The organism is Parasutterella muris (genome assembly GCF_943193095.1).
In the GTDB taxonomy this organism is placed as follows: Bacteria; Pseudomonadota; Gammaproteobacteria; order Burkholderiales; family Burkholderiaceae_F; genus Parasutterella; species Parasutterella muris.
In genome coordinates this window covers 12774-36289 of sequence record NZ_CALPCV010000022.1, presented here as the reverse complement: position 1 = coordinate 36289, position 23516 = coordinate 12774, and the positions used below count along the sequence as shown (strand labels likewise).

The window sequence follows — 23516 nt, the reverse complement described above, 5'->3', positions numbered from 1 at the left end:
TCTCTCTAAACTCCCTCATAGGAAAAAATGATTACAGCCAAAGAAATCTCAGACTTTGTAGAAACCAACCGAACCGAAGCTATCGAATGCCTTCAGGAGCTCCTGAGGACCCCTAGCGTGACCGGAGACGAAGAGCCGGTCAGTTTCGTCTTTGAAAAGCGCATGAAGGACAGCGGCCTCAATGTGGATCGAATCGAAGCCTCACCGTCCGAATCTGCTTGCTTTGTGGGAAGGCAGTCAAAAAGGAAAAACTTTCGTTTTTAACGGTCATATGGACGTGTTTCCTCCGGATCCGGAGGACCCCGGTATGTTCGGCCCGTGGTCGGGAAAAGAGCATGAAGGCTGCATATACGGCAGAGGCGCTTCTGATATGAAAGGCGGAGACGCCGGCGCACTCATGGCGGTTATCTTCCTAAGAAAAATGGGGTTTGACCCCAAGGGTAATGTGCTTTTAAGCTGGATGTGCGACGAGGAGTTCGGAGGCGAGCTTGGCGTTCAATATCTGCTCAGCAAAGGCTATCTGCGCGGCGATTTTGGTATTTGCATGGAGCCGAGTGACGGAATGCTCGTCCCTCAGCACGGCGGAATTTTGAGAGGCTACATTTCTTATAAATCCGAGCCCGGACATACCGCGCTGCTCTACAAAGGGAAAACAGCACTTCAAAAAGCCGTCACAGCTATCGGGGAACTGGAGGTGCTCAACAGCACCCTGATCACACGTCCCTCCTCGAAAGGACTGCCGCCTCCGCACCTCACCATTGCCGTTATGAACTCCGGCAAGGCAGCTAATGTCTACCCGTCTGAGGCAACATTCTGGTTCGATCGACGCTTAGTCCCAGGAGAAAACCATGACGAAGCATTGAAAGAGATTACTGATGTCTTGGACGCTCTGAAGAAAGAAGACGATTCCTTTAACTATCAGCTCACGGTCACCTCAAGACGCCCGCTTCTGGACATCCCAAAGGATGACCCGTTTATCCAGCTAGTCGCCAAGTCGTACAAGGAAGTCATGGGTAAAGACGTGGAAATGGTTGCTGAACCCTGGGGCTCAGACGCCGCCTGGATCCGTAAAGCAACTCACATGCCGATTCCAAACTTCGGCGCCGCTAACGGCGAAAATGAAATGGGCAAAGCCAACGAAAAGATCAGCACGCAGAAATATCTTGACTTCATCAAGGTCTATATGATGACAGTAGTCAACGCTCTTAGTTAAAAGAACGATAAGGACACAGGCCTTCAGTCTTCATTGAAGGCCTTTTTTATCAACTGTGCCTGAGGCGATCCCATTAACGTTTTTAATCCCGTGTTATAAGCTTTATATATGGTTGTTGTTGTTTGATAACCGATACACAAAAATGAGACTGTCTTAAACACAAACCAAGGAAATCATAAATGATTCAAGGCAACAACAGAGGCAAAATCAAACAGCCCCCCGCAGCGGAAGTCATCAAGTACGTTATCGAACCGAGCATCAGCGCAGAAGAAGCGGAACGTTCGTTCCAAAATTATGTCCAGTGCAATAAAGCGCACGTCTTAATGCTGGAGAAACAAGGCATCATCAAAACGGATGTCGCCGCAAAGATCCTTGAAGTCGCTGAAGAAATGACCGCAATGGGTGACACCCCGAGCTTCCCGCTTCGCCCTGAGCTGGAAGAAATGTATTTCAATATGGAAAACTACCTGATCTCGAAGGTAGGCATTGAAGTCGGAGGCCAGCAGCACACCGCCAGATCCCGCAACGATCTTTACGCCACAGTCTGCCGTATGGATGTGCGCAAGCTTTATCTGGAAATCTGCCGTCTTTATAACGAGATGCGAAAGACAATCGAAACCGTTGCCCGCAACAATACAGACGCCGTTATGGCCGGATATACGCATCTGCAGCCCTCTGAGCCGATCACATTCGCCCAGTATTGTTCTGCGATCCTCAATGGAATGTCTCGTGACTACGCCCGCATCGAAAACGCCTGGAGTCAGCTGAATCTCTGTCCACTCGGTGGCGGATCAATGGGGTCCACTACCTGGAGCATTGACCGTAATTTCACATCTGATCTGCTTGGCTTTAACGCTCCCCTCGGCAATTCGATTGATGCCGTCGGCTCACGCGACTATATTCTCGAAATCCTGTCGGCTTTTGGGATTGCGGCCAATACTTTTACCAGACTGTGCCAAGACCTTTACGTTTGGGCAACCCCGGACTACGGTTATGTAGAAGTCGCCGATGAAGTTGCGGTTTGTTCCTCTATCATGCCGCAAAAGAAAAACCCATGGACTCTTGAGCATGTTAAAGGCAAATCCTCCAATGTCGAGGGCTGCTGTGTCGCTGCATGGATGGTTATGAAGAACACTCCTTACACTCACAACAACGAAAGCAGCGGAGAAGGACCCACATTACTTTGGACAGCTTTCAACGAAATGAAGGCCTGCATTGAATTGCTCAATGTAACCTTCAGAGGAATCAAGCTTAACAAGAAGCTGATGGTTCAGACCGCAACAAACAATTTCTGCACAATGGCAGAGCTTGCTAATACCCTCGTTCGTGCCGATGGAATTTCGTTCCGTACAGCACATGACATCGTTGCCCATGTAGTCAACCACATGCTTGAACACAACAAGAAAGCCAGTGAAATTGATGTTGCCGTAATTGCTCCAATTGCAAAAAATCTTTTTGGTATTGACACTAAAGTCACAAACGAACAAATTCAGCTTGGTCTTGACCCGGTAAAAAACGCTTACTCCAAGAATTCTCTCGGCGGCTCCGCTCCGGAAGAAGTCGTTCGTCAACTTGATGAACTTCATCTAGGGATTCAGGAAAACGAAAAAATCGTTGAGCAGCGCTGCGGACAGCTGAACGATGCGAAGGAAAGAACTGAAGCTAAGATCCAAGAACTTTTTGCTCGCTCTAAATAATTGACTCTCCCAGAGTGCCCGGCTCTCTAGCTGGAGAGTCGGGTCTTACTTTATTCAAAGAGGAAATCATGTTTTCTTTCTGCATCCCAACCGAATTCGTTTTTGGCGTCAATGCCCTAAAACATGTCCATGAATTAAAACTGCCCGGAAGCAAAGCTCTTATTGTCATTACCAACGGCAAATCTGTACGCGTCAACGGTTACCTAGCTGAGCTTGAGCATCAGCTGACCCAATCAGGTATCTCTTTCTCCGTTTTTGACGGGATCGGCCCAAACCCGACAAAAGACAGCATCATGGCAGGCGCAGCTCAAGCAAAAAAAGAGGCTTGTGACTTTGTACTTGCGCTTGGCGGAGGCTCTCCAATGGATAGTGCTAAGGTTATCGCTCTCATGGCAACAAACCCGGGAGATCTTTGGGATTACTGCATCCGCGGCACTGGAAAAGGAATGCCGATTCAGCACAAACCGCTGCCAATCGTCTGTATAACAACAACAGCGGGGACAGGATCCGAGGCTGACAACAGCGGGATGGTCAACAACATCGAAACCAATGAAAAGTACGGTATTGGTCACCCAAGCATGTTCCCAACACTGTCAATTGTTGATCCCGTACTGATGACAAGCGTTCCGCCGCTTCAAACAGCATTTCAGGGTCTCGACACGTTCTACCATCTAGCTGAAGGCTATCTCTCCAAAAAAGCCAATCTTTTTAACGAAATGTTCTCTATCACGGGGATTGAAAACGTTGGCAAGTATTTGGTTCGCTCTGTGAAAGACGGTAAGGATCTCGAAGCAAGAGAACATATGGCCTTTGCCAATACATTAGGCGGTCTCGTCATGTCCACAGGCAAACTTTTAAGTCAACATTCTCTTGAACATATTCTCAGCGCTTACCATCCTAACCTTCCTCACGGAGCCGGTTTAATTCTGATCTGCCGGGCTTACTTTGCGCACTTTATCCATAAAGGATGCTGTCCGGATCGATTCATTCGCTTGGCAATAGCGCTTGGGAAAAAAGACGCCTCTAAACCGGAAGATTTCCTTGAAGTTTTGGAAAAACTCTTGCAAAACTGCGGAGTTGCAGATATCAAAATGAGCGATTACGGTATTACATACGAAGAGCTCGAACACCTCGCAGTCGAAGCGAGAAAGGTTATGGCCCCTCTTTTTGAGAATGATCCGTCTCTCTTAACACCGGAAGACTGCATCCAAATTTACCAAGCATCCCACAGCTAATCTGTCTATACGGCGGTTCTCACTTGAAGTTTCGACGGAACCGCCTTGTTATTGCTGAATCCAGTAAATATGCTGGCCAAGCTCCGGCTTTAACTCTCTGATTTCCGGAGAAACTTCCTGCTCAAAAATAACCTTCATTTCATCTGAAATCAGCTGTGCAAGCGGTTTAAATGTACTCTCGCGATAAGTTAGGAAAAAAGATCTTGTCGCGCTCCTATTCCCGAAATCCAAAAAAGAAACATTCCCAAGATGCTTAGAGGCAACGATCGCTGCCAAAACCGGAATAATCGACCATGCGGCGCCTTTGGCAACCACTCCAAGATGCGCAATACATGAATCAACTTCCATCGTTGTCAGCCGTCTCAGTTCCATCGACCTGAGAACTCTTTCTGTTTGAAAGTAATCCATCGTGTCCATGCCCGTTCTAACATAAGGAGTGGTTTCAAGGTAATGTCTGAGATCAACCCAATTTCGAGGATTAAGTTTTTTACATATGTCGCGGTTCACCGTCAAAAGAAAGTCTTCTCTGAAAAGCGGAATAGAGCGAACACCCTGTTCTCTTTCAAGTAAGTCACTGGAAAGTGCGATGTTGATCTCGTTTGACTTAAGGCGTCCAGCTACCTGAGGAGTAGAGCCGCCCAACACTGTTAAATGTCCGACGTGTCGATTTAAAGACGTTATGAGACTTGCTCCGAAGTTACTCATGATCGCTTCAGAACATCCAAGGCGCAAATCAGGATTCTTCCCCTTAGCGGTCCGATACATATCCGCCACAATAGAATCCATCATTTCAATAACACTGCCTCCTCGGTTATAAAGTACAGTCCCTTCAAGAGTCAGCTTCATTGGTCGAACATCTCTATCAAAAAGAGCCATCCCTAAACCAGTCTCAATCCTCTTGATAATACTGGAAACCGCAGGCTGCGTCAGACCAAGAACAGAGGCTGCACGGGTCATGTTGCAATCCTTTGCTACTTCCATGAAGACTTTCATTTGTCCTAATTCAAGAGAGAAATTTCGCATTGCCTAACCTCATATCATTAAAAATTATAGCGAGGCAGTAATTATCTGAGTCATGCCTTTGCAACATAAGAAAAACCGATAGTTCACATTTAATCTTATTTATCTTGTTTGGTTTTTCCAAGCAAAAAATAGAAAATTCTTTCCATGCTCAACCAACCTAATCCCAGGAAAATATGAAAACTCGTATAGAAAAAGACTGTCTCGGTGAGATGGAAGTCCCGGATAACGTTTACTACGGCATCCAAACCATGCGTGTCATGGGTGTTTCCGGCTTACTTGGAGAAAAAGTTATTAAATATCCCTACCTGCATCAATGCCTATTTCAAATGAAAAAAGCCTCTGCCCTCGCAAATAAAGACGTAGGCGCACTTGAGGCGGAGAAAGCGGATGCCATTGCCTGGGCCTGTGACCAGGCGTTAACAGGGAGGTATGACGATCAGTTCCCGCTGGATATGTACCAGGGTGGAGGCTACACCTGTGTAAATATGAACGTCAACGAAGTTATTGGCAACCTTGCCAATGAGTACCTCACCGGGCACAAGGGACAGGATGCGATTCACCCGAACACACACGTCAACATGGGGCAGTCCACCAACGACGTAGTCACGAGCGCGGAACATCTTTGCATTTATCCGGCTCTTGATAAGCTCGCCCCAGAACTTGATAAACTTACAGAGGCCTTTGCTCAAAAAGCACTTGAATTTGCAGACGTAATTAAGGTCGGACGCACATGCCTGCAGGACGCAGTCCCGTTGACTTTGGGGCAGGAATTCGGTGGGTATGCGGAATTCTGCAGACGTCAGGCCGCCAATATCCGCAGCCTAAGAGAGGAATGTTTCAGCCTCATCGTCGGTGGCACCGCTGTTGGTACCGGACTTGGCGCTGCGCCCGGATACCAGGAGGCCTTCTACAAGCACCTTTCCGCTCAGCTCGGAGAAGACGTGAAAAGCGCTACGGATCTATTTGACGGCATGCAGAATGATGACTTTTGCGTAAAGGTATCAGCTGCGGTCAAACAAGCTGCCTGCGGAATTTCTAAGATCGCAAAAGACATCCGCCTGATGAGCTCCGGCCCTCGCGCCGGTTTGGGTGAAATTTCCATTCCTTCACTCTCCCCCGGCTCCTCCATCATGCCGGGCAAAATTAATCCTATCCTGCCTGAGCTCGTAAGTCAGGTCGCTCAGCAAACTTGCGGCAACGACGTAGTCATCAGCATGGCCTTTGAGCAAGGAGAACTGGAAATCAGCGTTTGGGCTCCGACTCTTTATAAGAATCTGTTCGAATCGTTTGATCTCCTGACCAAAGTAATCCCGCTCTTTATCGATAAGTGTGTCAGCGGAATCACTGCCAATCGGGAAAAATGTGCACAGGAAGCAAGAGAAACCATCGCTCTTGCAACCGTTGTTGCTGCAACCTTAGGCTATCCCGAAGGGGTCAGAGTCGCAAAATACGCGCAGCAGCATAATTTAGCGGTTGCAGATGCAGTCCTGAAAATGGGTGTCATGACTAAAGAAGAAGCCGATTCCCTGCTTGACCCTGCATTATTGGTGAACCCGGAGAGAATGGCTGAAGCCATTGCACAGTGGAAAGCTGAAAAAAGACACGCTTAAATTATCAAGTTTGATTCTCCCCCCCCCCTTTTTGTCCTTTACTGATATCCATAGGACCCTCCACTTCGGAATCTATTCTGATTCCGAAGTTTTTTCATTATTTTCATAAAAAAGTGAGGCCTGTCTAAAAGACAGGCCCGCGGCTTTTGGGAATCAGATGACCAACTTAGTACTTGCCGAACATTTCAGCAATCTTTGCGGGGTCATTCGTCTTGGTTAATCCGAGCTGCAGAAGAATTCTGGCTTTCTGAGGATTAAGAGTTCCAGCATGAACAAAACCTGCTTTATCCCAAGCTTCTGTCGATTCAATCGTCGGACCGTTCGGAACACGTGCAGCCCGAACTACGACAATACCTTTTTTGGCTGCATCGTAGAGTGCCGCTTCAGCATTCTCATGAATCGAACCGTTGCCTGTTCCTGCGTGCACAACACCTTTTGCTCCGTTAGCAACTGCAGCTTCTGCCATCTTGCCATCGTCGTTGACATGTGAGTAGATAATATCAACACGCGGAAGATCTTTAAGCTCGGAAACATCAAACTCTGTGTCCTTGGTATGCTTACGGGTTGTCGCCTTGTAGAAAACGGGACGGCCATTTTCAAAGTAACCAAGGTAGCCAAGTTCAGGACTTTGGAATGTGTCCACTCTCAGAGTATTGGTCTTCTGCACGTCACGGGCGCCGTTAATCACATCGTTCATTGCAATCATAACCCCACGACCTTTGGCGTCCTTAGAGGCCGCCAAATTAACCGCATTCAGAATATTAACCGAACCGTCTGCAGAAATTGCTGTGGCAGGGCGCATGGCTCCGATCAAAATAACCGGTTTATCCGACTTAGTCACAAGATTCAAAAAATAAGCTGTTTCCTCCAATGTATCCGTACCATGGGTAATAACAACCGCATCAACATCCGGTTTAGCCAAAAGCTCATTCACTCGCTTAGCAAGCTTGAGCCATATCTCATGAGTCATCGATTCAGAACCAATATTGGAAATCTGCTCCCCTTGGACGTTGGCAACCTTATGAATTTCTGGTACTGCATTCAAAAGCGTCTGAATCCCAATTGCTCCTGCCTTATAACCTGTCATTTGAGTATTGCTCGCGGCTGAGCCTGCAATGGTTCCGCCAGTTGCAAGAATACAGACGTTTGGCAGCTGTGCCTTTGCTGCGTGCTGTGTAGGTGCCTGCGCGAAACACGAACCAGCAACTCCGGCAATAAAGGAACTGCTTACAAAAATTGCGGCGATGGTTTTCTTCATCATAATTTTCTCCTGAGAAAAGACAATTCATCATGTCACTATTTGTAATGCAGTTAAACCAAAATTGGTTTAAGTTATACTTTCAATAAGATTCGTTTATCCCTGAAGCGCATTTTCCATACAGGTTCTGAATTGGGTAAATTTTCATAAATCGAGAAAGTTCCGGAGTCCTCGAACGAACAAGATCGGAAAAAGCCCCTATTAAAGCTTGCTCCACACATTTCTTTACGCATGCTTTCACAAACTCAGACGGTTCTTTTTGCCATCGGACCCAATAAGTCCGCTTTATATCCATTCCGGGCAGTTTATAAAGACTAACGTCTGCGAGAAAGAAACCGGAACTCCATAAATTCGTGGGCGTGATGATGGACCATCCGTTAAGTTGGCTCACAAGTCCAACCAGCAAATAACTGGTTGAAACTGAGACCTGCTCACTGACCTCCAGGTTGAGAGAGCGAATAATTCGACGAACCTGAACTCGGTCCGAACTCTCTTGGTTATACTCAATGAGCGGATGAGAGGCGGTAAAGCGCTTTAAATCGTCGAGCGTGTTAATTGATTCAGTTCCTCTCCGAGCAACAAGAATATAGTCCTCTTCAAGAAGCGCCCAACCATAAAAATCTTCCAGTTCCCCCGGCGCAAGCGGAGAAAACAAAACATCAATTCTGTCATCGTTCAATAACTTGACCATTGGTTTTGTCAGGCCTGAGGCAACTTCCAAATCTTCGACCTCTTTTTCCAGAGCTGCAATAAGCCAAGGGCCAAAAGAACCGGCTGCAGACTCCCCCAGACCCAGACGTAAAGAACTCACGCGTTCCCTTTGATCTTCCATTTTCCGGAACAACCGTTCATTTTGCTCCATGAGATAGGAACCTAACTCCGCTAGTCTTCTTCCGGAGGCAGTCAGCACCAGAGGTCGCGTATCTCTCTCAAATAATTGAGTTTTAAGAGTCTGTTCTAAAGCCTTGAGATTCTGACTCACTGCAGAAGAAGAAATGCCAAGAATTTTAGCTGCCTGCTTCAAATAGCGCTCCTGCGCCGTCACAAGAAATATATGCAGCTGCACCAAGCTCAAAATTTTATCTTTCTCCATCAAAGATCCGCTCCAGTCTATGGCCTTTTAACATGTTTACATGATCATTTGTACTTTTATATTGAGTTAAGTATTACTTAATTTAAACACTTTTCTTTCTTATCATAATTGATAACATCAAAAGATTATCTGAAACTATAAGCTCATTAAACAGAATCCCTCAAGGAGTCAAAGTATGAGCAAATATCGCATTGAACGAGATTGTCTCGGCGAAATGGAAATTCCTGATAACTGCTACTACGGAATACAAACAACTCGCATGATGGGCGTATCCGGATGTGCCAACCTTCCGGTCAGTTTCTTTCCTGACATGCATAAGGCATTAGCCCAAATCAAAAAAGCAGCAGCCCGAGCAAACAGCAAAATCGGTGCCATGAATGACGATATCGCAGAAGCTATCGCTCAGGCCTGTGACGAAATCATCGAGGGAAAGTTCGCAGATCAGTTTCCTCTTGATATGTGGCAAGGCGGAGGCTATACCTGTGTCAATATGAATATCAATGAAGTAGTCGGCAACAGGGCTAATGAAATCCTGACCGGGAAAAAGGGTTCAGACAGAGTTCACCCAAATACACACGTCAACATGGGGCAATCTACAAACGATACGATTCCGTCGGCTACTCATCTTGGCATGATTGCTCGCTTTGACGAACTGATCCGCGAATTAGGGTTGCTCTCAGTATCCCTTCGAGCAAAAGAGAGAGAATTTAAAGATGTAGTCAAGGTCGGCCGTACCTGTCTCCAAGATGCCCTTCCCTTAACACTTGGTCAGGAGTTTGGGGGATATGCGTCTGTCATTGAACGTCTTAAAGGCCAGGCAGTTTCAATGCGCGCAGGCTGCTTTGAAATAGTCATGGGCGGTAGCGCTGTTGGAACCGGATTCAGTGCAGAACCAGGCTATATGGACGCATTTTATGCAGAAATCAGCGAACAATGCGGGCAAACCATCACACCGATGAAAGACCTGTTTGACGGATTCCAAAATGCAGACTTCATCGTAGAAGTTTCTGGTCTGGTTAAAAAAGTTGCCATGACACTTTCAAAGATCAGCAAAGACTTGCGCATCCTCGGATCCGGCCCCCGTTCAGGACTCATGGAAATCAACCTCCCTGCACTTTCTCCCGGCTCCTCCATTATGCCTGGAAAAATAAATCCAACCGTTCCGGAAATGGTTATTCAAATCTCTCATCAGGTTGCGGGCAACGATGTTGCTATTTCGATGGCCTATGACGAGGGAGAACTTGATTTAAATGTGTGGGATGCAACATTCTACAAATGCCTCTTTGAAAGCTTCCAGCTCGTGAACGCAGAGCTTCCGATACTACGCAAACACTGCATAGATGGAATTACAGCAAATAAGGAACGCTGTGAGAAAGAGGCAAACGCCTCAATTGCACTAAGTACCGTGGTTGCGGCAGCACTTGGCTATCCACTTGGAGTGAAAGTCGCTCATTACTGCGAAAAAAATAATTTATCCGTAAAAGAAGCGGTCGTCAGAATGGGACTTATGACTTCGAAGGAAGCAGATAAGCTCGTCAATCCTATGCTCATGACGAACCCTAAGGCAGCTGCTCAAGCTGTCGCAGAATTCAAGAAAGAGAAACATCTGATTTAGCCGCATATTCGCATACAGGCCGCTGAGCTTACTTTTCAGCGGCCTATTATTATTTACGACTAATCTTACACGAGTAAAAATTAATTTTAATTGTGCTCCTATTTAGAGTTCCTTATTCTGGCTTCATGCCAAACCAAGGAGCATGAAATGCCAAAGAAAATTCATAATCTGCCGATTACCGGTATTGCCAGTTTCGCAAAGTACCCTATTTGTACCGATCTTGACCAGCTTGATGATGTAGACGTTTGTGTCATGGGGATTCCCTACGACATGGGTGCACCCTACTTGAGCGGAACCAAATTCGGTCCACGCCGTATCCGCGAGGTTTCCTGCCACTACGGCAGAGGCGATGCCGGTTTCTGGGATCCCGAAAGACTGACTCAGTACCTTGAGGCTCCTGTGAAAGTAGTCGACGGCGGCGACGTTGATATGGATCCAATGGACTTCCACGCCAGCTTTGATAATGTCCGCGAAGCGGCGCGCAAAATTATCTCCAAAGGTACTCTTCCGGTCTTTATGGGAGGAGATCACTCGGTAACGATCCCAACTGCACAGGCCTTGGATATGTACGAAGATCTCTGCGTTGTCCAGTTTGACGCTCACCTTGACTTCGGAAAAAGAACGTGGACAAACGGCTCTCCGATGAGAATGATCTCCGAGATGCCCCATTTTACTAAAATGTGCCAGATTGGTATGAGAGGCCTCGGAAGCAATACAAGAGAAGATTTCCAAGCTGCTTATGACTACGGTTCTGTCGTCATTCCCTCTCGCAAAGCGCTTTCTCTTGGTGCCGAGGAAGTCATTAAGATGATTCCTGAATCAAAGAACTACTTTGTGACGATTGATATCGACGGCTACGACATGAGCACTGCACCGGGCGTAGGCTCCCCCTCTCCCGGAGGCTTAAACTACAATTTTGTTACTGACGTGCTTGAAGGCATCGCGAAAAAAGGCAATATTGTCGCATTCGACCTAGTCGAAGTTGCCCCCCCCCCCCAATACGATCCGTCTGGAATTACCGCCCGCCTTGGCGCTATGACAATGCTGGCTTTTATGGGATTCATAACGAAGGAAAAAGAAAAGAGAGGCGAACTCAAACACCAGCAAAAAAAATAATCTGATTATTCCCCTATAAGTCGCTAAGACGACATAATTTCCATCGATGGAGAGCGGTCCCAGCGCTCTCCATCTTTCTATTATTTAACGAAGAAATAATGCCTCCAAGCGATAGTAAAAAAAGTTTTGACCGCACTCTTTTTAAGCTCTAATGACTCCTTATCACGAGTGGAAAAGACAAGGAAAGATACGTGGGTAAATAAAATTTACTGCCATGAAAAACTTCGGGGATCGCTCAAAAATAAATCTCTTCTGTATCTAAACTCACAAGAGCACGATAACTCGGACCGATCGTTTTGAAACAGGGCGTCCAAGGTCCTTCGAAAATCTGATAAAGGTTTCATTTGAAAAGGACTAAAAATGAAGGATCCTCTTGCCTACGCTGAATTACTTTTTCAACGGACGAAATCAGCGTCCTCTTTACAATATCAAGTAGTTCATCCGAATAATTCCTGCGGGCCACTAAATATAGCCGACGTGTTTGGAGGCCGGTCGGAGGTGCCGCAATCTTCATGTCTCGTATACCTCTTTCCGAACCCAACAGTCCAAAAAAATGTGTAAAAGACCATCCCAGTCGGTTCGCAACTAGCGCATAGACAAAATAATTGCTCTGCGCTTCATATATCTTTGGGTACATAAGATTGTGCTGCAGCATAAAATCCTGCATCATCGATCCATCAGCTGTGTCTGCGGAATGATAGATAAGAGGAAGCCCCATTACTGACATCGACTGCCAGCTTAAGTCCTCTGGAACCTCGAATTCTTTGGGAAATATCAAGAACCAAGGGTCCTCATAAAGAAAAATCTTTTTTACATCTTTGTTGCTTTCTTCCCCGGCAATTACTCCAACATCCACATCTCCATTCAAAACAGATTTGAAGAGGCTGCCGCTTGGTCCCGATAGCAGAGAAACCACTCCTAATTTGTCCTTTAGTTCCTGACAGACCTCAGGGGCGACAAGACTGCCGACTGATTCAATCATTCCCAAACGAATCGCTGGTTTGACCCAATTGCGCATCCGAATTCTCTGAAGCATTTGGCGAATATCTTCATCGCTTTGCTTTATGGAAGAATACAGTTCCAACGCATCCGATGTAGGCTGAAGCGGCCGTGTATCCCTTTCAAATAAGGAAAATCCCAACCGCGACTCCAACAGAGCTATTGTCTGAGAAACCGATGACTGAGTGACGTCGAGCCTTTTTGCCGTCTCCGAAAACTTTCGTGTCTCGATCGCAACTAAAAACACGCTAAGAGCTCGAGAAAAAAGAGAATCCTGCGATAATTTATGGGTATCCTTTTGTTTCATCTCGTCAACTTATGCTGATTGAACCAAGAAAATAGCTTTACTCTATAAGGGGAAGCGTTGTCAGAAAAAATGCCTAGGTAGCGGCTTCCCTTCACGCACCATATTTCAGCTCCTTTAGGCAGAGCCTTGTCAAATCTGCGCTTTTCTCCATCCCGAATGAACTCATCTTTCCCCGGACGAAGAACGATCAACGGGCAGGTAACCTGGGAAATAATATCAATTGGCTGTATATCCGTAGCTATCAAGAGTCGCGCGCAGATATCTCCGATAACCGGACCATAACGATCCCGAATCCAGCCGCGCTGCGTCGCATAAACCGACTCTAAAACTACGGCTGCCACGTCTCGTTCATGACGGCTATAAAAGCGAAGCAATGCATCAGCGCCTACTCCTTGACCAAGAAGTATGGCCTTTTTCTTTCTTACAGAACATCCGCAAACCTTCTCCCAAACTAATTCCGCATCCAGAAGCATCCCTTCCAGGCTCAGCAAACCTTGGCTGCGGCCGCTTCCTCGATAGTCAAACATCACGACCGGGAGGCCGCCTTTGGCAAGAAAAGCCACTTGCTGCATGTTGTAGCTCATGTTGAATTGAGCAGAATGGAAGAAAAATACGAAAGGACTTTCATCAGAAAAATTGCTTAACCCCTTCGGAAGCAGAACTTCATAGGCTATGGCTTCGTGCTCCTTCAGTCTCTCCGTGTTCCTGATTTCGCCGCGAACAGCACTCAACCCATACAGAGAAGCGTGCCAGTACTGCATTGAATCCGTTCTGAAGAACATTGCTTCAACAACGTCTGAAAGAAAGCCCATAAAACCTCCCGAGAATATTGTTTTAGCAGGGGATAAATCCTCCATATTCCCGATTATCGGAGATTTCTCTTTAATAATAATTCTAATTTAGAATTATTATTATTCTTTTTATTCATTATTATTTTTCTCTTGAAGTATATAGTGATCAACAAATCAATAAATTCCAAGAGAGAACAATGAGAATAGAAAAAGATGCGCTAGGTGAAATGAATCTCCCTGATGACGCTTACTATGGAATTCAAAGCTTGCGCTGTGCTGAAAACCATAACGTCACGGATCACACTTTCCGAGAACTTCGACAAATTCAGACTGCCTTGGCCGAAATAAAAATGGCCTGCGCGGCGGCAAACTACCGAATTGGAGCTCTTTCTCAGGAAAAAGCAGAAGCAATTATCCACGCTTGCGAAGAAATGCGCCGGGGAAATTTTGCTGACCAATTCCCAATCAACATATGGCGTTCTCACGGAACCGGTGCAAATATGAATGCCAATGAGGTTCTTGCAAACCGAGCCAACGAGCTGCTAACTGGCCACAAGGGATACGATACTGTTCACCCCAACACCCACGTCAATATGTGTCAGTCCTCAAACGATGTATATCCAACTGTGCAGTCGATTGTATTTTATCGAATGATCGGAGATGTCCTCGACAGCGTAGAACTTTTAGAAAACAGCCTTGGACGGCGAGCTCTAGAGTTTAAAGATGCTGTTCGCTTGGGAAGAACCTGCCTTCAGGATGCCGTCCCAAACACTTTCGGTCAAGTGTTTGGGGGATGGCAGCACATGATTTGGCGCCTTCGTGTTCGGCTTCAGGATTTTAGAGAAGGCTGCCGCTCTGTACCGCTCGGAGCAACGGTCCTCGGAACCGGCATGGGCCAGATGCCCGGATATGGAGAGGCAGTCATGAAGGAGCTTTCCTCTGTTCTCGGCTGGCAAGTTTATTGGCCTGTGTGGGACAAAGAAGTAATTGAAGACAGCGCTGTTTTTGACAGTATGCAAAATTGCGATGAGACCATGGTACTTGCCGGTCTGCTTAAAGCTTTATGCTGCGCTGCCGCCAGAATCGCTAAAGATCTCTGCGTCTACGCTTCTGGTCCGGATCATGGATTTAACGAAATCTTCCTTCAACCCTACGAAGGTCGACGGCCGTCTTTTATTCCCGAACTGATGATCGAACTCATGCAAAGAAGCGTCGCATTTGATCAAGTTGCAACACTGACCGTTAATGAAAACGACGGAGATGAAGCAATCAACGACAGCGCAAGTTTTGTCAATGCGATGGAACTTCTTGAGTCAATGAAAAATGCTTTTGCCCTATTCTCCGTCCACTGTATTGATACTTTGAAGATTAACGAATCACATGCAAAAGAAAATGCTGAAATGTCAACTTCATTAGCAACAATGGTAAGTGCACTTTTTGGTTACGAGATCGGAACCAAAATTGCTCACAAAGCTTGGGAAGAAGGCATTTCCTGCAAAGAAGCGGCATTGAAAGAAGGATTAATTTCATCGGAAGTTGCCGATGAACTCTTTGACCCGCTTAAGCTCACTAATAGGCATGAACTCACAGCAATGTTCCAAAAATACGGCAATTTCAGAAAAATCAAGTAAAAAGGGAAAAGAAAATGGAACTTCCAACCCAAAGTTCATTGAACATCGGACCCAGAAAACTGTTAGATTATCCGGAGTACTTTCATCGTCTGCTCAGATGCTTGGAGACCTCGATCTCTAGCATTTCAACTGACCCTGTTTTCCTACAGCAGCAGCTCGAGCTTTTTGAACATGCCAAGGCCAATGAAAAAGCGATACTCCTTTCTCTCACAGAAGATGTGTTTGGGAATCTCGGAGAGGAAAGCCCTCGGATACTGTTGGAGCACATTTTCATCTCCTTTGGCGCTCAGTGTTCCCATGAACAAACTTTCAAAATAATAGCTGCATATATCCGCCAGTTCAGCATTCAAATCGATTTGCAGGCGCGAGCACTATGCGTAGATGATCTGCAGAATCTTCTTCTCGAAGAGACGAAACATATGTCTGATACGCTAAATATGCTCTCTAAACGCTTTGAGAAAATTGACGGCCCGATTCGGTCACATCTTATGGAGGCGGGAAAAACTGCACCTCTGAGTAAAACATTTGATATTTACGCTGCAGGCGTTCGTCAATCAATGCAAATGATCCGCCAGGCGAGCAAGAGCTATGGAGCGAACTGTGACCCGTATCAATGTGATTACCTTAATGATTCCTGCACACTTCTTTGTGTGCATGCTTCGATGCAGTCTCTTTCCACTCAATTGTGGCGGCTCGCAAGCGACCTAAGATTGAGAGCCACCGGTCCAAGAGGAGGATTTAAAGAGATCATTCTCCCTGCAGTAGCGCCAGGTTCTTCCATTATGCCGGGTAAACTTAATCCTGTTATGGCAGAAATGGTTTATTCAACCTCAGACCAAGTCGATGCAAATCACGCATCAATGTCTATGGCGATCAAGTCAGGCTGGCTTGAAAGCGCTGCGAGCAGCGGCATCATACTTCGGAATTTTATTGAAAGCAGTCGCCTTCTGAGAAGAACTATCAGAAGTTTCACAGACAAGTGCCTTGTAGGAGTCGTCCCAAACACCAAAAATAGAGTTATCTCATGAGCGCTCAGACTCAGTATCTAAAAGGGATCCTTCTTGTTCTCATCAGCGCTGTCTGCTTCAGCGTCAGCGGGACACTGCAAGCCCTTGCTCCCGAAGAAGCGACCCCATTTGTTATCACGGAAATGCGAATGATCATTGGAGCGGCTTTCCTTTTCCTTTGGTGTCTTTGCTTTGGCAAACTCCCTGCCTGGGGAGTTCGTATCCCATGGAGGCCGCTTTTCATCTGCGCGTTCTTTTTGCTTATTGGACAACTCTGCTTCTTTAGCGGCATGAAATTTCTCGGCGTAGCTGCTGGAGCAGTCATCTCGATTGGTTCAGCTCCGATATTTGCGGCTCTTTTTGCCTGGATTTTCTTCCGGATCACTCCGTCGTTTATTTGGGCTGCCGCAACTACGGCTGCAATCACTGGAGTAGTACTTATCAATGGTTTTAATCTGGATTCGTCCCGATTAACCTTTATCGGAATTCTTCTCTTGGACGGTCTGACTTACGCCGCTTATATCACCTACTCCAGCCGGATAAATTTCAATATAGACTCCGATTTTTGCGTTATGCTGATCCTATCCATCATCGCAATCGCTTTAAGTCCGGTTCTTTTCCTTTACCCGACTGAATGGGTTATCAGTTCATGGAGAGGTTTCGGTGTTTGTCTCGGCCTTGGCGTATTCACCGGAGGAGTGGCATTTGCTTTTCTAACAGCAGGCGCAAGGCTTATAAGCTCAAATACTGCCTCAACTCTTTGTCTGGCTGAACCACTCGGAGCAGTCTGCTGGGGAATCTTCCTTCTAAAAGAGCAATTAAGCATCTCTAATCTAGTCGGGGTCATGCTAATCCTTTGTGCCATCATCCTTCTTCTCTTTGACAAAACAGAACAAAAAGAGCCCTCTGTCGCTTAAGATAAGAGAAAATCTTACTTTCCCGACAACGTCTCTATGGCCAAAGGTAATCCTTCTTTTACTGACAGCTTTTACGCATCAGAAGTGAACTGGAATATTTTCCTTGCGCTTGCACACTTTCGAAGCTATACAAGAACTGCTGCGTACTTCGGCTCTTCACAGTCGACAATAACAAAGTCGATCCAAAAGATGGAGAAGCATTTAGGATTTGAATTAATTAATAGAGAAAAGAGGCCTGTTTCGCTAACTCCTGAAGGTCTTGCTCTGAGAGATGAACTCCTAAGTGCTTCAAAACGAATCAACGGTGCACTGAATAAGATTTATCATAACCGACGCATCGCAATCGCACTGCGCTTTGGATGCGTTGAGAGCGCCTGTCGCTTTGTCATCCCCGACATTGTGATTAAAATGGGCCCAAAACTAACAAAGTTCTCTCAGACTACGGGAAACTCACTGATCCTGCTTGAACAGCTTTTAAACGGTGAACTCGACATCGCCTTAGTTGCGTCAGATTTCTCGGATTGCGAAAACATCAGTCGAATTGAGGTATATCGTGAACCCTCTATTCTTGTCTTCCCTAACTCTGTCCCGGATCAAGACAATTGGACGTGGGAAGAGTTAAAAAAATTACAAATCCCTCTGATTTTTTCTTCAGAAACTAGTGCTGCAGGCAAGCTTAACCGCAGTTTTCTTTCCCGAATGAAACTCTCTTTTGATAATCACTGCGAAATTGATTCAGACGAAGCAATGATAGGACTGATTGAGGCAGGATATGGCTGGGCAATCACGCGGTCTTCCACACTTTTCGCAGCACATCACCCACTTAGAAGTATTCGTGTAAAGAGGCTCCCTCCTCCAGGCTTTGACCGTCGGCTCTTTCTCATCGCAAAACAGGACAGCTTTAGTGAGGAACTCTCTGAAATTACAGCCATCTGTAAATCGAGTTTAGAAAACAAACTCAAAACCGTGGCAGAAAGACTGTTTTCTGTCACTTCACGCTAGAAGATTAGATATTCTTAACTTATCGTAAACATGCCGTTACGTTGATTGAATCCTCGCGACCCTCACTATATCTTGAGTGTGCTGTCTAAACCTTCAATGCATAAAAGGCAGCTTAAACAGACATAAGGCATTTTTATAGGGACGACTTATTTTCTTTTATTCCTAATGCCGTCTAAACCTAAAAAACCGAGGATTAAAAGGTACGGTACTTCCGTTTTATTCAACGAATTTACCGGACCTTAACCCTCACTCAAATCAAACTACGGAGGATGAAGCCGGACCCAAGACGACTTCGAACTTACTATGATTACTTTAATTGAACTACTGATCGTGTTTGCCGCGATTTTCATGGGTGTACGACACGGCAGTCTCGCGCTTGGCTTCTGGGGCGGACTTGGCCTGATCGTTCTCGCCGTCGGTTTCGGAGTTTTCCCAACAGCTCCTCCAATCGACGTTATGCTGATCATCTTAGCAGTTTGCATGTGTGCTTCCTGTATGGAAGCCGTTGGCGGACTTGAAATTTTGGTCCGCATCGCTGCTCGTGTCATTCGGGCTAAACCAAAAATGGTTGGAATTATTGCTCCGGTTGTCAGCTTTTTCTTAACGTTCTTTGCTGGTACGGGAAATGCGGGCGCACTGGAAACTCGCCCTTGTTGAATTGATAACGTTCTTTGCTGGTACGGGAAATGCCGTTTACGCCATTCTTCCGGTTATCTACGAAGTCTCCTATAACGCGGGGGTCCGCCCTGAGAAGGCGATGGCAGGCGCAGCCGTTGCTGGTCAGGTCGGTATTACCGCAAGCCCAATTGCTGCGGCCATGGCAGCCATGATTGGCCTCTTTGCACAGAATGGCCACGGTGAAATCGGCTTAGGCTCTATTCTTATGATCACTTTCCCTGCCTGCTTGATCGGCGTTGTTGTTGGTTCTGCTATCTGCATGCTTTTCGGAAAAGACCTGAAGAACGATCCTGCCTACCAGGCCCGCCTCAAGGCTGGTCTCGTATTACCTCCTGAACCGATCTCCAATCACAAGCTGCCGCCTCAGGCAACTTACTCTGTCTTTATCTTCCTTGGCGCTATCATCGTCATCGTTCTAGCTGGTTTCTTCCCAGAATTGCGAGTTCTTCCAGGACAGAGCAAAGCTGTCGGGATGTCACTTGTCATTGAATCAGTTATGCTCGCCGCTGGCGCCATCATGATGCTTTTGTGCAAGCCTGACGTTAAAAAGATCGTTAAGAGCCCTGTTCTTGAAGCCGGTATCGTATCTCTGGGCTGCGTGTTTGGCGTCGCCTGGATGGCAGACTCCTTCATTGCTGCTAACAAGGACGTCTTTATGTCTGTTGCCGGCCAGCTCGCTCAAGCAGCCCCCTGGCTCTTTTCCTTCATCCTTGCCGGTATGTCTGCATTGCTGGCCAGTCAGGGAGCTACAACCAGAGCAATCATGCCTCTTGGCTTTGCTCTCGGAATTAACCCCTGGTACCTCATCGCAATGTTCCCGGCTGTTAACTGCCTGTTTATCCTTCCGACCTCTGGTCCTGCGCTTGCCGCTGTTGGTATGGATAGATCCGGAACCACTTACATCGGAAAATACGTGATTAATCATTCATTCCAGCTTCCCGGAATTTTGATGGTTGTCATCGCTGTTATCTCAGCATTCGGCCTCGTTTCACTCGTTGCATAGCATTCTGAGATAACTACTTGAGCCTGGTTTATACCAGGCTCTGTTTTTTCGTTAAATTGTGCCCTCGTGAAGTTGAATATGTTCAAGAAGCGCCGGACACACTTTCTCCATCTCAGGAAGAATTTCTTTCTTAAAAATCTGGCAAATAAATCGATAAATCTTTCTGGAAATTATCTCGAAGACGGGATCATTATAAAGAACGTAATACCTGCGCGTCGCCTCATTAGTAAGTCTAATAAATTCAACCTTGTCAATATATTCCCTCGCCATCCACATACTAAGCGGCGGCAGAATCGACCAACCTTTTCCTAATGCAATCAGATTAATCATCGCAAAATTTGTATCAACCTCAATCCTTCTCGTGTCCATGAAATGCAAGGATCGATAAATCCGTTCAGACTGAACGAAATCAAACGTCTCTTTTCCAAATCTCAGATAAGGTAAGTTACCGACTGCAGAAATAAGATCTTGAGTACACAAAATCTTCCTGCGTTCCGCCAGAGGCTTGGGAAGAATAAATAGAAACCTTTCTGTTAAAAAATGAATGGCATGCGTCTCATCCAAGTCCTCCATAGGATCAGAAGAAAGAGCTATATCTATATTTTTTTGTCTCAACAGGCTGGAAACAAAAGGCGTTGATCCGCACTTACCGGATAAATTTTCCGTGATCTCAAGAAGGTCATTCATTAGCAAAGGACTAACACAAGCTCCCATACAATCAGAGAAACCAAGCCTAACATCAGGCTTTTTCCCTTCGATAGAATTTTGGACTGACCGAGCTAGATCATCTAACTGTTCCAAAATCAAAAACGCTCTATTCCAAAGAAGCCTTCCAGCAGTGGTGAGCTGCATCGGACGTCTATCTCGATCGAAAAGAGCAGAGCCTAACTTATTCTCAATTTTCTTTATTGCCGCAGAAACCGCAGGCTGACTGATTCCGAGAGTGTCAGCAGCGCGAGTCATATTGCAGTCCTTTGCAGTCTCAAGAAAAATTCTGAGAGAGGGAATATCTAGATTAGTCTCTTTAGCCATGATCTCAACCTAACAGGGAAAAATAGACAAAAAATTCCTCACATTATCACTTCCTCAAATTTATTTGAGGAACAAAGCTGAGTACATAAAAATAAGGCCATTTTATGAAGGTCGATCAATGTCTTATATATCGCTTCATTGCTTCAGACCTTTTCGCTAATTTCTCCTTCGAAAGGAGAAAAATATGCTTTTTGGGGTCAGTCTTGGACTAAGCGCCTGTGTGCTGTGGGGCTTTACCTATCTACTACCGCTTTTGCTTCCTCAGTATCCAACTACATACATATCTATCGCAAGGGCCATTGCTATGGGACTCACTGCAGTCGTCGGCTTATATCTGCAGCGGCAGTATCTCGCTAAAGTCACTCGATCAGATTGGAAGTGCGCCTTTTGGCTAAGTTTAGTAGGTAATCTTATTCAGCCATGGTGTTTGTTCACTGCAGTTCTTTACTCGGGTGTTGCACTTGCCGCAACTTTCTTTGGCCTTATCCCTGTCCTTGTCGCTTTGATTGCAAATGAAAGGGATCGTAAAAAAGGCAAACTCTTTCTTCCGGTAAGAAGACTAACGATCCCGCTGGCCATGATGCTGGCCGGACTATTCCTCTCAAACTTTGACGGACTTATACAAACGATATCAAATTTCGAGGAGCATCCGAATTTTTTTATCGGAATAATTTTCGCCAGCGCCTCAACAGCGATGTGGACATGGTATCCCATTCGCAATGCCGACTGGCTGTTGGATCACGCGCAGATCAGCCCGGTCTTCTTTGCTAGTATGCAGTGTTTTCTTCTCCTGCCTTTTGGTATCTTAGCCTACATAATTTTATGGTGCGCCTCGGGAGATCTAGAAGGTTTTTTAGGGCCTAAACCGATTGATTTCATCGGATGGTCCTTGTTTGCCGGCATCGTATGCTCCTTTGGTGCCACCGCACTTTGGAACGCTATGTGCCAAAAAGTCCCAACCGCAATCGCTGGGCCCATGCTTGTCTTTGAAACGATCTTCTCCGTAGTGTGGGGATGCGTTTATGCAAGCGAATTACCAAGTCTCACGCTTTTCGTCGGAATGGTTTTATTGGTAAGCGGAGTGGTCTATGCGCTGACGCTATTCAACTCACTTCAGAAAAATGAGATAAGCGACCTTAACCGCTCGGAGCTGTAAGTCCATAAAAATTACCCGGCGTTTAGCTTCTCACTATTCGCCGGGAAATGTTTGTCGGAAAACGCGTCTCGTTTTCCGACTTCTTCTTATTGTTACCCTAGTAACTTACTTGTGATATCCGCACTTGGGGCAGGCGCCATGCTCGTCAAGCATGATACCGCAGAGCGGGCAGCGGTCTTTAGAGCCGTGTGTTGCAAACTCCTGTGTCGCCGCATTAACACCGCTTGTAAATGTGATCTTGGCAATGTTGAGCTTGTCTTTGAGAAGGTCGTAAACAATCTTAATCATGCCTTCAACGGTCATGGTCTCTTTGGTCACCACCAGTCGGCATTCCGGATAGCAGGTGATCAAATCAGTCTTGATCGCTTCACCTTTCATTGTGTTGGTCGGAGCGCCGTTGCGAATGCCCTGCTCTTCATAAACATTGAGAATCGCTGGAAGAAGCGGATCATCCTCTCTCAGGATCAAAGCGTGGTCAAAGTTCTTCAGAACCGCCCAAGCAGTTTTCTGAATCTCATTACAGGGGAAAACCATGTTGACACCCGGTTCAACAGAATCCTCGACTTCTATTGTCAATACACCGGTATGGCCGTGCAGATACTGCGCCTCTCCCTGGAAGCGATAGAAACGGTGAGCATACTGAATGTCAAAACTGGTGATACTTCTCATTTTTAATCCCAAAAAAAAAGAATTGATGTTATTGTTTTTTGCCTTCGGTTTTTTCTTCAGCTTTCGCGGCACACTCTTTGCAGAGGCCGTAAAACGTCAGATCATGACCAAACAGCTTAAAACCGGAGTTGTCACGAACCGATTCTTCCAAGTGATCCAAATAAGGAAGCTCCAAATCACAGATTGCGCCACACTTAATGCACCGGGCATGGTAGTGATTGGTCTGAATGTGGTCATACCGCTCTGCAGAACCGCTTATACGCCGAAGCTTTATCTCTCCGCTCTCCGAAAGCTGCTTCAGATTGCGATAGACCGTCGCTCGGCTGACAGAAGGGTTAGTACTCGCAATATGCTGATAAACCTCATCGGCCGTCGGATGGTCCTTTAACTCCAGAACCGCGTCCAGTACAAGCTGTCTTTGAATCGTATTCCTCATCTAAACCTCACTTGCTTCGAATCAAAAT

Annotated in this window: 22 protein-coding genes; 14 read left to right on the top strand and 8 right to left on the bottom strand. The window is 46.2% G+C overall.

What is annotated here, in order from left to right:
* The first annotated feature begins 27 nt into the window (after positions 1 to 27).
* The 4 genes from NFR90_RS08580 (at position 28) to NFR90_RS08565 (ending at position 4145) form a co-directional block, all read left to right on the top strand.
* Positions 28 to 264: a hypothetical protein gene (locus tag NFR90_RS08580; protein ID WP_251452275.1), complete on the top strand. Its 237-nt coding sequence runs from the start codon at positions 28 to 30 to the stop codon at positions 262 to 264.
* A gap of 7 nt (positions 265 to 271) precedes the next feature.
* On the top strand, positions 272 to 1213 hold the full coding sequence (locus NFR90_RS08575; protein ID WP_251452274.1) for a M20 family metallopeptidase: 942 nt from the start codon (positions 272 to 274) through the stop codon (positions 1211 to 1213).
* A gap of 179 nt (positions 1214 to 1392) precedes the next feature.
* A complete protein-coding gene (argH, locus tag NFR90_RS08570) occupies positions 1393 to 2910 on the top strand; it encodes an argininosuccinate lyase (RefSeq protein WP_251452273.1) in 1518 nt (505 codons plus the stop codon).
* A 68-nt stretch (positions 2911 to 2978) separates the two neighbouring features.
* Positions 2979 to 4145 carry an iron-containing alcohol dehydrogenase gene (locus tag NFR90_RS08565; RefSeq protein ID WP_251452271.1) on the top strand — a complete coding sequence of 389 codons (1167 nt, stop codon included), beginning with the start codon at positions 2979 to 2981 and terminating at the stop codon, positions 4143 to 4145.
* A gap of 48 nt (positions 4146 to 4193) precedes the next feature.
* Here the strand turns inward: NFR90_RS08565 and NFR90_RS08560 are convergent, their stop codons facing one another.
* Positions 4194 to 5138 (bottom strand): LysR family transcriptional regulator, encoded by a 945-nt coding sequence (locus NFR90_RS08560; protein WP_277612803.1) that lies wholly within the window; start codon positions 5136 to 5138, stop codon positions 4194 to 4196.
* Positions 5139 to 5341: 203 nt separating this feature from the next.
* Here NFR90_RS08560 and NFR90_RS08555 point away from each other — a divergent pair, with 203 nt between their 5' ends.
* Positions 5342 to 6778 carry an aspartate ammonia-lyase gene (locus NFR90_RS08555; protein WP_251452268.1) on the top strand — a complete coding sequence of 479 codons (1437 nt, stop codon included), beginning with the start codon at positions 5342 to 5344 and terminating at the stop codon, positions 6776 to 6778.
* 166 nt (positions 6779 to 6944) lie between these two features.
* On the opposite strand, the gene NFR90_RS08550 is transcribed toward NFR90_RS08555, so the two are convergent.
* Together NFR90_RS08550 and NFR90_RS08545 are read right to left on the bottom strand one after the other, a co-directional pair.
* A complete protein-coding gene (locus NFR90_RS08550) occupies positions 6945 to 8036 on the bottom strand; it encodes a type II asparaginase (RefSeq protein ID WP_370267648.1) in 1092 nt (363 codons plus the stop codon).
* Between the two features lie 82 nt (positions 8037 to 8118).
* Complete coding sequence (locus NFR90_RS08545; protein WP_251452266.1) at positions 8119 to 9129, bottom strand: LysR family transcriptional regulator; 1011 nt, start codon at positions 9127 to 9129, stop codon at positions 8119 to 8121.
* A 175-nt stretch (positions 9130 to 9304) separates the two neighbouring features.
* On the opposite strand from NFR90_RS08545, the gene NFR90_RS08540 reads away from it, so the two are divergent.
* Both NFR90_RS08540 and NFR90_RS08535 read left to right on the top strand, forming a co-directional pair.
* A complete protein-coding gene (locus tag NFR90_RS08540; RefSeq protein ID WP_251452265.1) occupies positions 9305 to 10744 on the top strand; it encodes an aspartate ammonia-lyase in 1440 nt (479 codons plus the stop codon).
* 147 nt (positions 10745 to 10891) lie between these two features.
* Complete coding sequence (locus NFR90_RS08535) at positions 10892 to 11860, top strand: agmatinase (RefSeq protein ID WP_251452263.1); 969 nt, start codon at positions 10892 to 10894, stop codon at positions 11858 to 11860.
* 340 nt (positions 11861 to 12200) lie between these two features.
* Here the strand turns inward: NFR90_RS08535 and NFR90_RS08530 are convergent, their stop codons facing one another.
* Both NFR90_RS08530 and NFR90_RS08525 read right to left on the bottom strand, forming a co-directional pair.
* Positions 12201 to 13166, bottom strand: coding sequence for a LysR family transcriptional regulator (locus tag NFR90_RS08530; protein ID WP_251452262.1), 966 nt, complete (start codon positions 13164 to 13166; stop codon positions 12201 to 12203).
* Positions 13163 to 13978 carry an alpha/beta hydrolase gene (locus NFR90_RS08525; protein WP_251452261.1) on the bottom strand — a complete coding sequence of 272 codons (816 nt, stop codon included), beginning with the start codon at positions 13976 to 13978 and terminating at the stop codon, positions 13163 to 13165. Before NFR90_RS08525 ends, NFR90_RS08530 begins: the two co-directional genes overlap by 4 nt.
* 176 nt (positions 13979 to 14154) lie before the next feature.
* On the opposite strand from NFR90_RS08525, the gene NFR90_RS08520 reads away from it, so the two are divergent.
* The 6 genes from NFR90_RS08520 to NFR90_RS08495 all read left to right on the top strand — a co-directional run bounded on the left by NFR90_RS08520 (position 14155) and on the right by NFR90_RS08495 (position 20195).
* Positions 14155 to 15588: a lyase family protein gene (locus tag NFR90_RS08520; protein ID WP_160335016.1), complete on the top strand. Its 1434-nt coding sequence runs from the start codon at positions 14155 to 14157 to the stop codon at positions 15586 to 15588.
* A 14-nt stretch (positions 15589 to 15602) separates the two neighbouring features.
* Positions 15603 to 16616: a lyase family protein gene (locus NFR90_RS08515; protein ID WP_251452260.1), complete on the top strand. Its 1014-nt coding sequence runs from the start codon at positions 15603 to 15605 to the stop codon at positions 16614 to 16616.
* Complete coding sequence (locus NFR90_RS08510; RefSeq protein WP_160335018.1) at positions 16613 to 17512, top strand: DMT family transporter; 900 nt, start codon at positions 16613 to 16615, stop codon at positions 17510 to 17512. Before NFR90_RS08515 ends, NFR90_RS08510 begins: the two co-directional genes overlap by 4 nt.
* 36 nt (positions 17513 to 17548) lie before the next feature.
* Entirely contained in the window at positions 17549 to 18514 is a 966-nt protein-coding gene (locus NFR90_RS08505) for a LysR family transcriptional regulator (RefSeq protein ID WP_251452259.1), read from the top strand.
* A gap of 303 nt (positions 18515 to 18817) precedes the next feature.
* Positions 18818 to 19171 carry an anaerobic C4-dicarboxylate transporter family protein gene (locus NFR90_RS08500; RefSeq protein ID WP_251452258.1) on the top strand — a complete coding sequence of 118 codons (354 nt, stop codon included), beginning with the start codon at positions 18818 to 18820 and terminating at the stop codon, positions 19169 to 19171.
* Positions 19140 to 20195, top strand: a complete 1056-nt coding sequence (locus NFR90_RS08495) for an anaerobic C4-dicarboxylate transporter family protein (protein ID WP_251452256.1) — start codon at positions 19140 to 19142, stop codon at positions 20193 to 20195. The genes NFR90_RS08500 and NFR90_RS08495 overlap by 32 nt, the downstream gene beginning before the upstream one ends.
* 51 nt (positions 20196 to 20246) lie before the next feature.
* Here NFR90_RS08495 and NFR90_RS08490 read toward each other — a convergent pair whose 3' ends face one another.
* Positions 20247 to 21227 (bottom strand): LysR family transcriptional regulator, encoded by a 981-nt coding sequence (locus NFR90_RS08490; protein ID WP_251452254.1) that lies wholly within the window; start codon positions 21225 to 21227, stop codon positions 20247 to 20249.
* 184 nt (positions 21228 to 21411) lie between these two features.
* Here NFR90_RS08490 and NFR90_RS08485 point away from each other — a divergent pair, with 184 nt between their 5' ends.
* On the top strand, positions 21412 to 22383 hold the full coding sequence (locus NFR90_RS08485) for a DMT family transporter (protein ID WP_251452252.1): 972 nt from the start codon (positions 21412 to 21414) through the stop codon (positions 22381 to 22383).
* A gap of 105 nt (positions 22384 to 22488) precedes the next feature.
* On the opposite strand, the gene NFR90_RS08480 is transcribed toward NFR90_RS08485, so the two are convergent.
* Both NFR90_RS08480 and NFR90_RS08475 read right to left on the bottom strand, forming a co-directional pair.
* Positions 22489 to 23052 (bottom strand): 6-pyruvoyl trahydropterin synthase family protein, encoded by a 564-nt coding sequence (locus NFR90_RS08480; RefSeq protein WP_160335023.1) that lies wholly within the window; start codon positions 23050 to 23052, stop codon positions 22489 to 22491.
* 28 nt (positions 23053 to 23080) lie between these two features.
* Positions 23081 to 23488, bottom strand: a complete 408-nt coding sequence (locus NFR90_RS08475) for a Fur family transcriptional regulator (RefSeq protein WP_251452250.1) — start codon at positions 23486 to 23488, stop codon at positions 23081 to 23083.
* Positions 23489 to 23516: the final 28 nt, after the last annotated feature.

Coding starts and splice junctions, on each gene's coding strand:
- NFR90_RS08580 (WP_251452275.1), top strand. CDS start 28: ATGATTACAGCCAAAGAAATCTCAGACTTTGTAGAAACCAACCGAACC.
- NFR90_RS08575 (WP_251452274.1), top strand. CDS start 272: ATGGACGTGTTTCCTCCGGATCCGGAGGACCCCGGTATGTTCGGCCCG.
- argH (WP_251452273.1), top strand. CDS start 1,393: ATGATTCAAGGCAACAACAGAGGCAAAATCAAACAGCCCCCCGCAGCG.
- NFR90_RS08565 (WP_251452271.1), top strand. CDS start 2,979: ATGTTTTCTTTCTGCATCCCAACCGAATTCGTTTTTGGCGTCAATGCC.
- NFR90_RS08560 (WP_277612803.1), bottom strand. CDS start 5,138: ATGAAAGTCTTCATGGAAGTAGCAAAGGATTGCAACATGACCCGTGCA.
- NFR90_RS08555 (WP_251452268.1), top strand. CDS start 5,342: ATGAAAACTCGTATAGAAAAAGACTGTCTCGGTGAGATGGAAGTCCCG.
- NFR90_RS08550 (WP_370267648.1), bottom strand. CDS start 8,036: ATGAAGAAAACCATCGCCGCAATTTTTGTAAGCAGTTCCTTTATTGCC.
- NFR90_RS08545 (WP_251452266.1), bottom strand. CDS start 9,129: ATGGAGAAAGATAAAATTTTGAGCTTGGTGCAGCTGCATATATTTCTT.
- NFR90_RS08540 (WP_251452265.1), top strand. CDS start 9,305: ATGAGCAAATATCGCATTGAACGAGATTGTCTCGGCGAAATGGAAATT.
- NFR90_RS08535 (WP_251452263.1), top strand. CDS start 10,892: ATGCCAAAGAAAATTCATAATCTGCCGATTACCGGTATTGCCAGTTTC.
- NFR90_RS08530 (WP_251452262.1), bottom strand. CDS start 13,166: ATGAAACAAAAGGATACCCATAAATTATCGCAGGATTCTCTTTTTTCT.
- NFR90_RS08525 (WP_251452261.1), bottom strand. CDS start 13,978: ATGGGCTTTCTTTCAGACGTTGTTGAAGCAATGTTCTTCAGAACGGAT.
- NFR90_RS08520 (WP_160335016.1), top strand. CDS start 14,155: ATGAGAATAGAAAAAGATGCGCTAGGTGAAATGAATCTCCCTGATGAC.
- NFR90_RS08515 (WP_251452260.1), top strand. CDS start 15,603: ATGGAACTTCCAACCCAAAGTTCATTGAACATCGGACCCAGAAAACTG.
- NFR90_RS08510 (WP_160335018.1), top strand. CDS start 16,613: ATGAGCGCTCAGACTCAGTATCTAAAAGGGATCCTTCTTGTTCTCATC.
- NFR90_RS08505 (WP_251452259.1), top strand. CDS start 17,549: ATGGCCAAAGGTAATCCTTCTTTTACTGACAGCTTTTACGCATCAGAA.
- NFR90_RS08500 (WP_251452258.1), top strand. CDS start 18,818: ATGATTACTTTAATTGAACTACTGATCGTGTTTGCCGCGATTTTCATG.
- NFR90_RS08495 (WP_251452256.1), top strand. CDS start 19,140: ATGCGGGCGCACTGGAAACTCGCCCTTGTTGAATTGATAACGTTCTTT.
- NFR90_RS08490 (WP_251452254.1), bottom strand. CDS start 21,227: ATGGCTAAAGAGACTAATCTAGATATTCCCTCTCTCAGAATTTTTCTT.
- NFR90_RS08485 (WP_251452252.1), top strand. CDS start 21,412: ATGCTTTTTGGGGTCAGTCTTGGACTAAGCGCCTGTGTGCTGTGGGGC.
- NFR90_RS08480 (WP_160335023.1), bottom strand. CDS start 23,052: ATGAGAAGTATCACCAGTTTTGACATTCAGTATGCTCACCGTTTCTAT.
- NFR90_RS08475 (WP_251452250.1), bottom strand. CDS start 23,488: ATGAGGAATACGATTCAAAGACAGCTTGTACTGGACGCGGTTCTGGAG.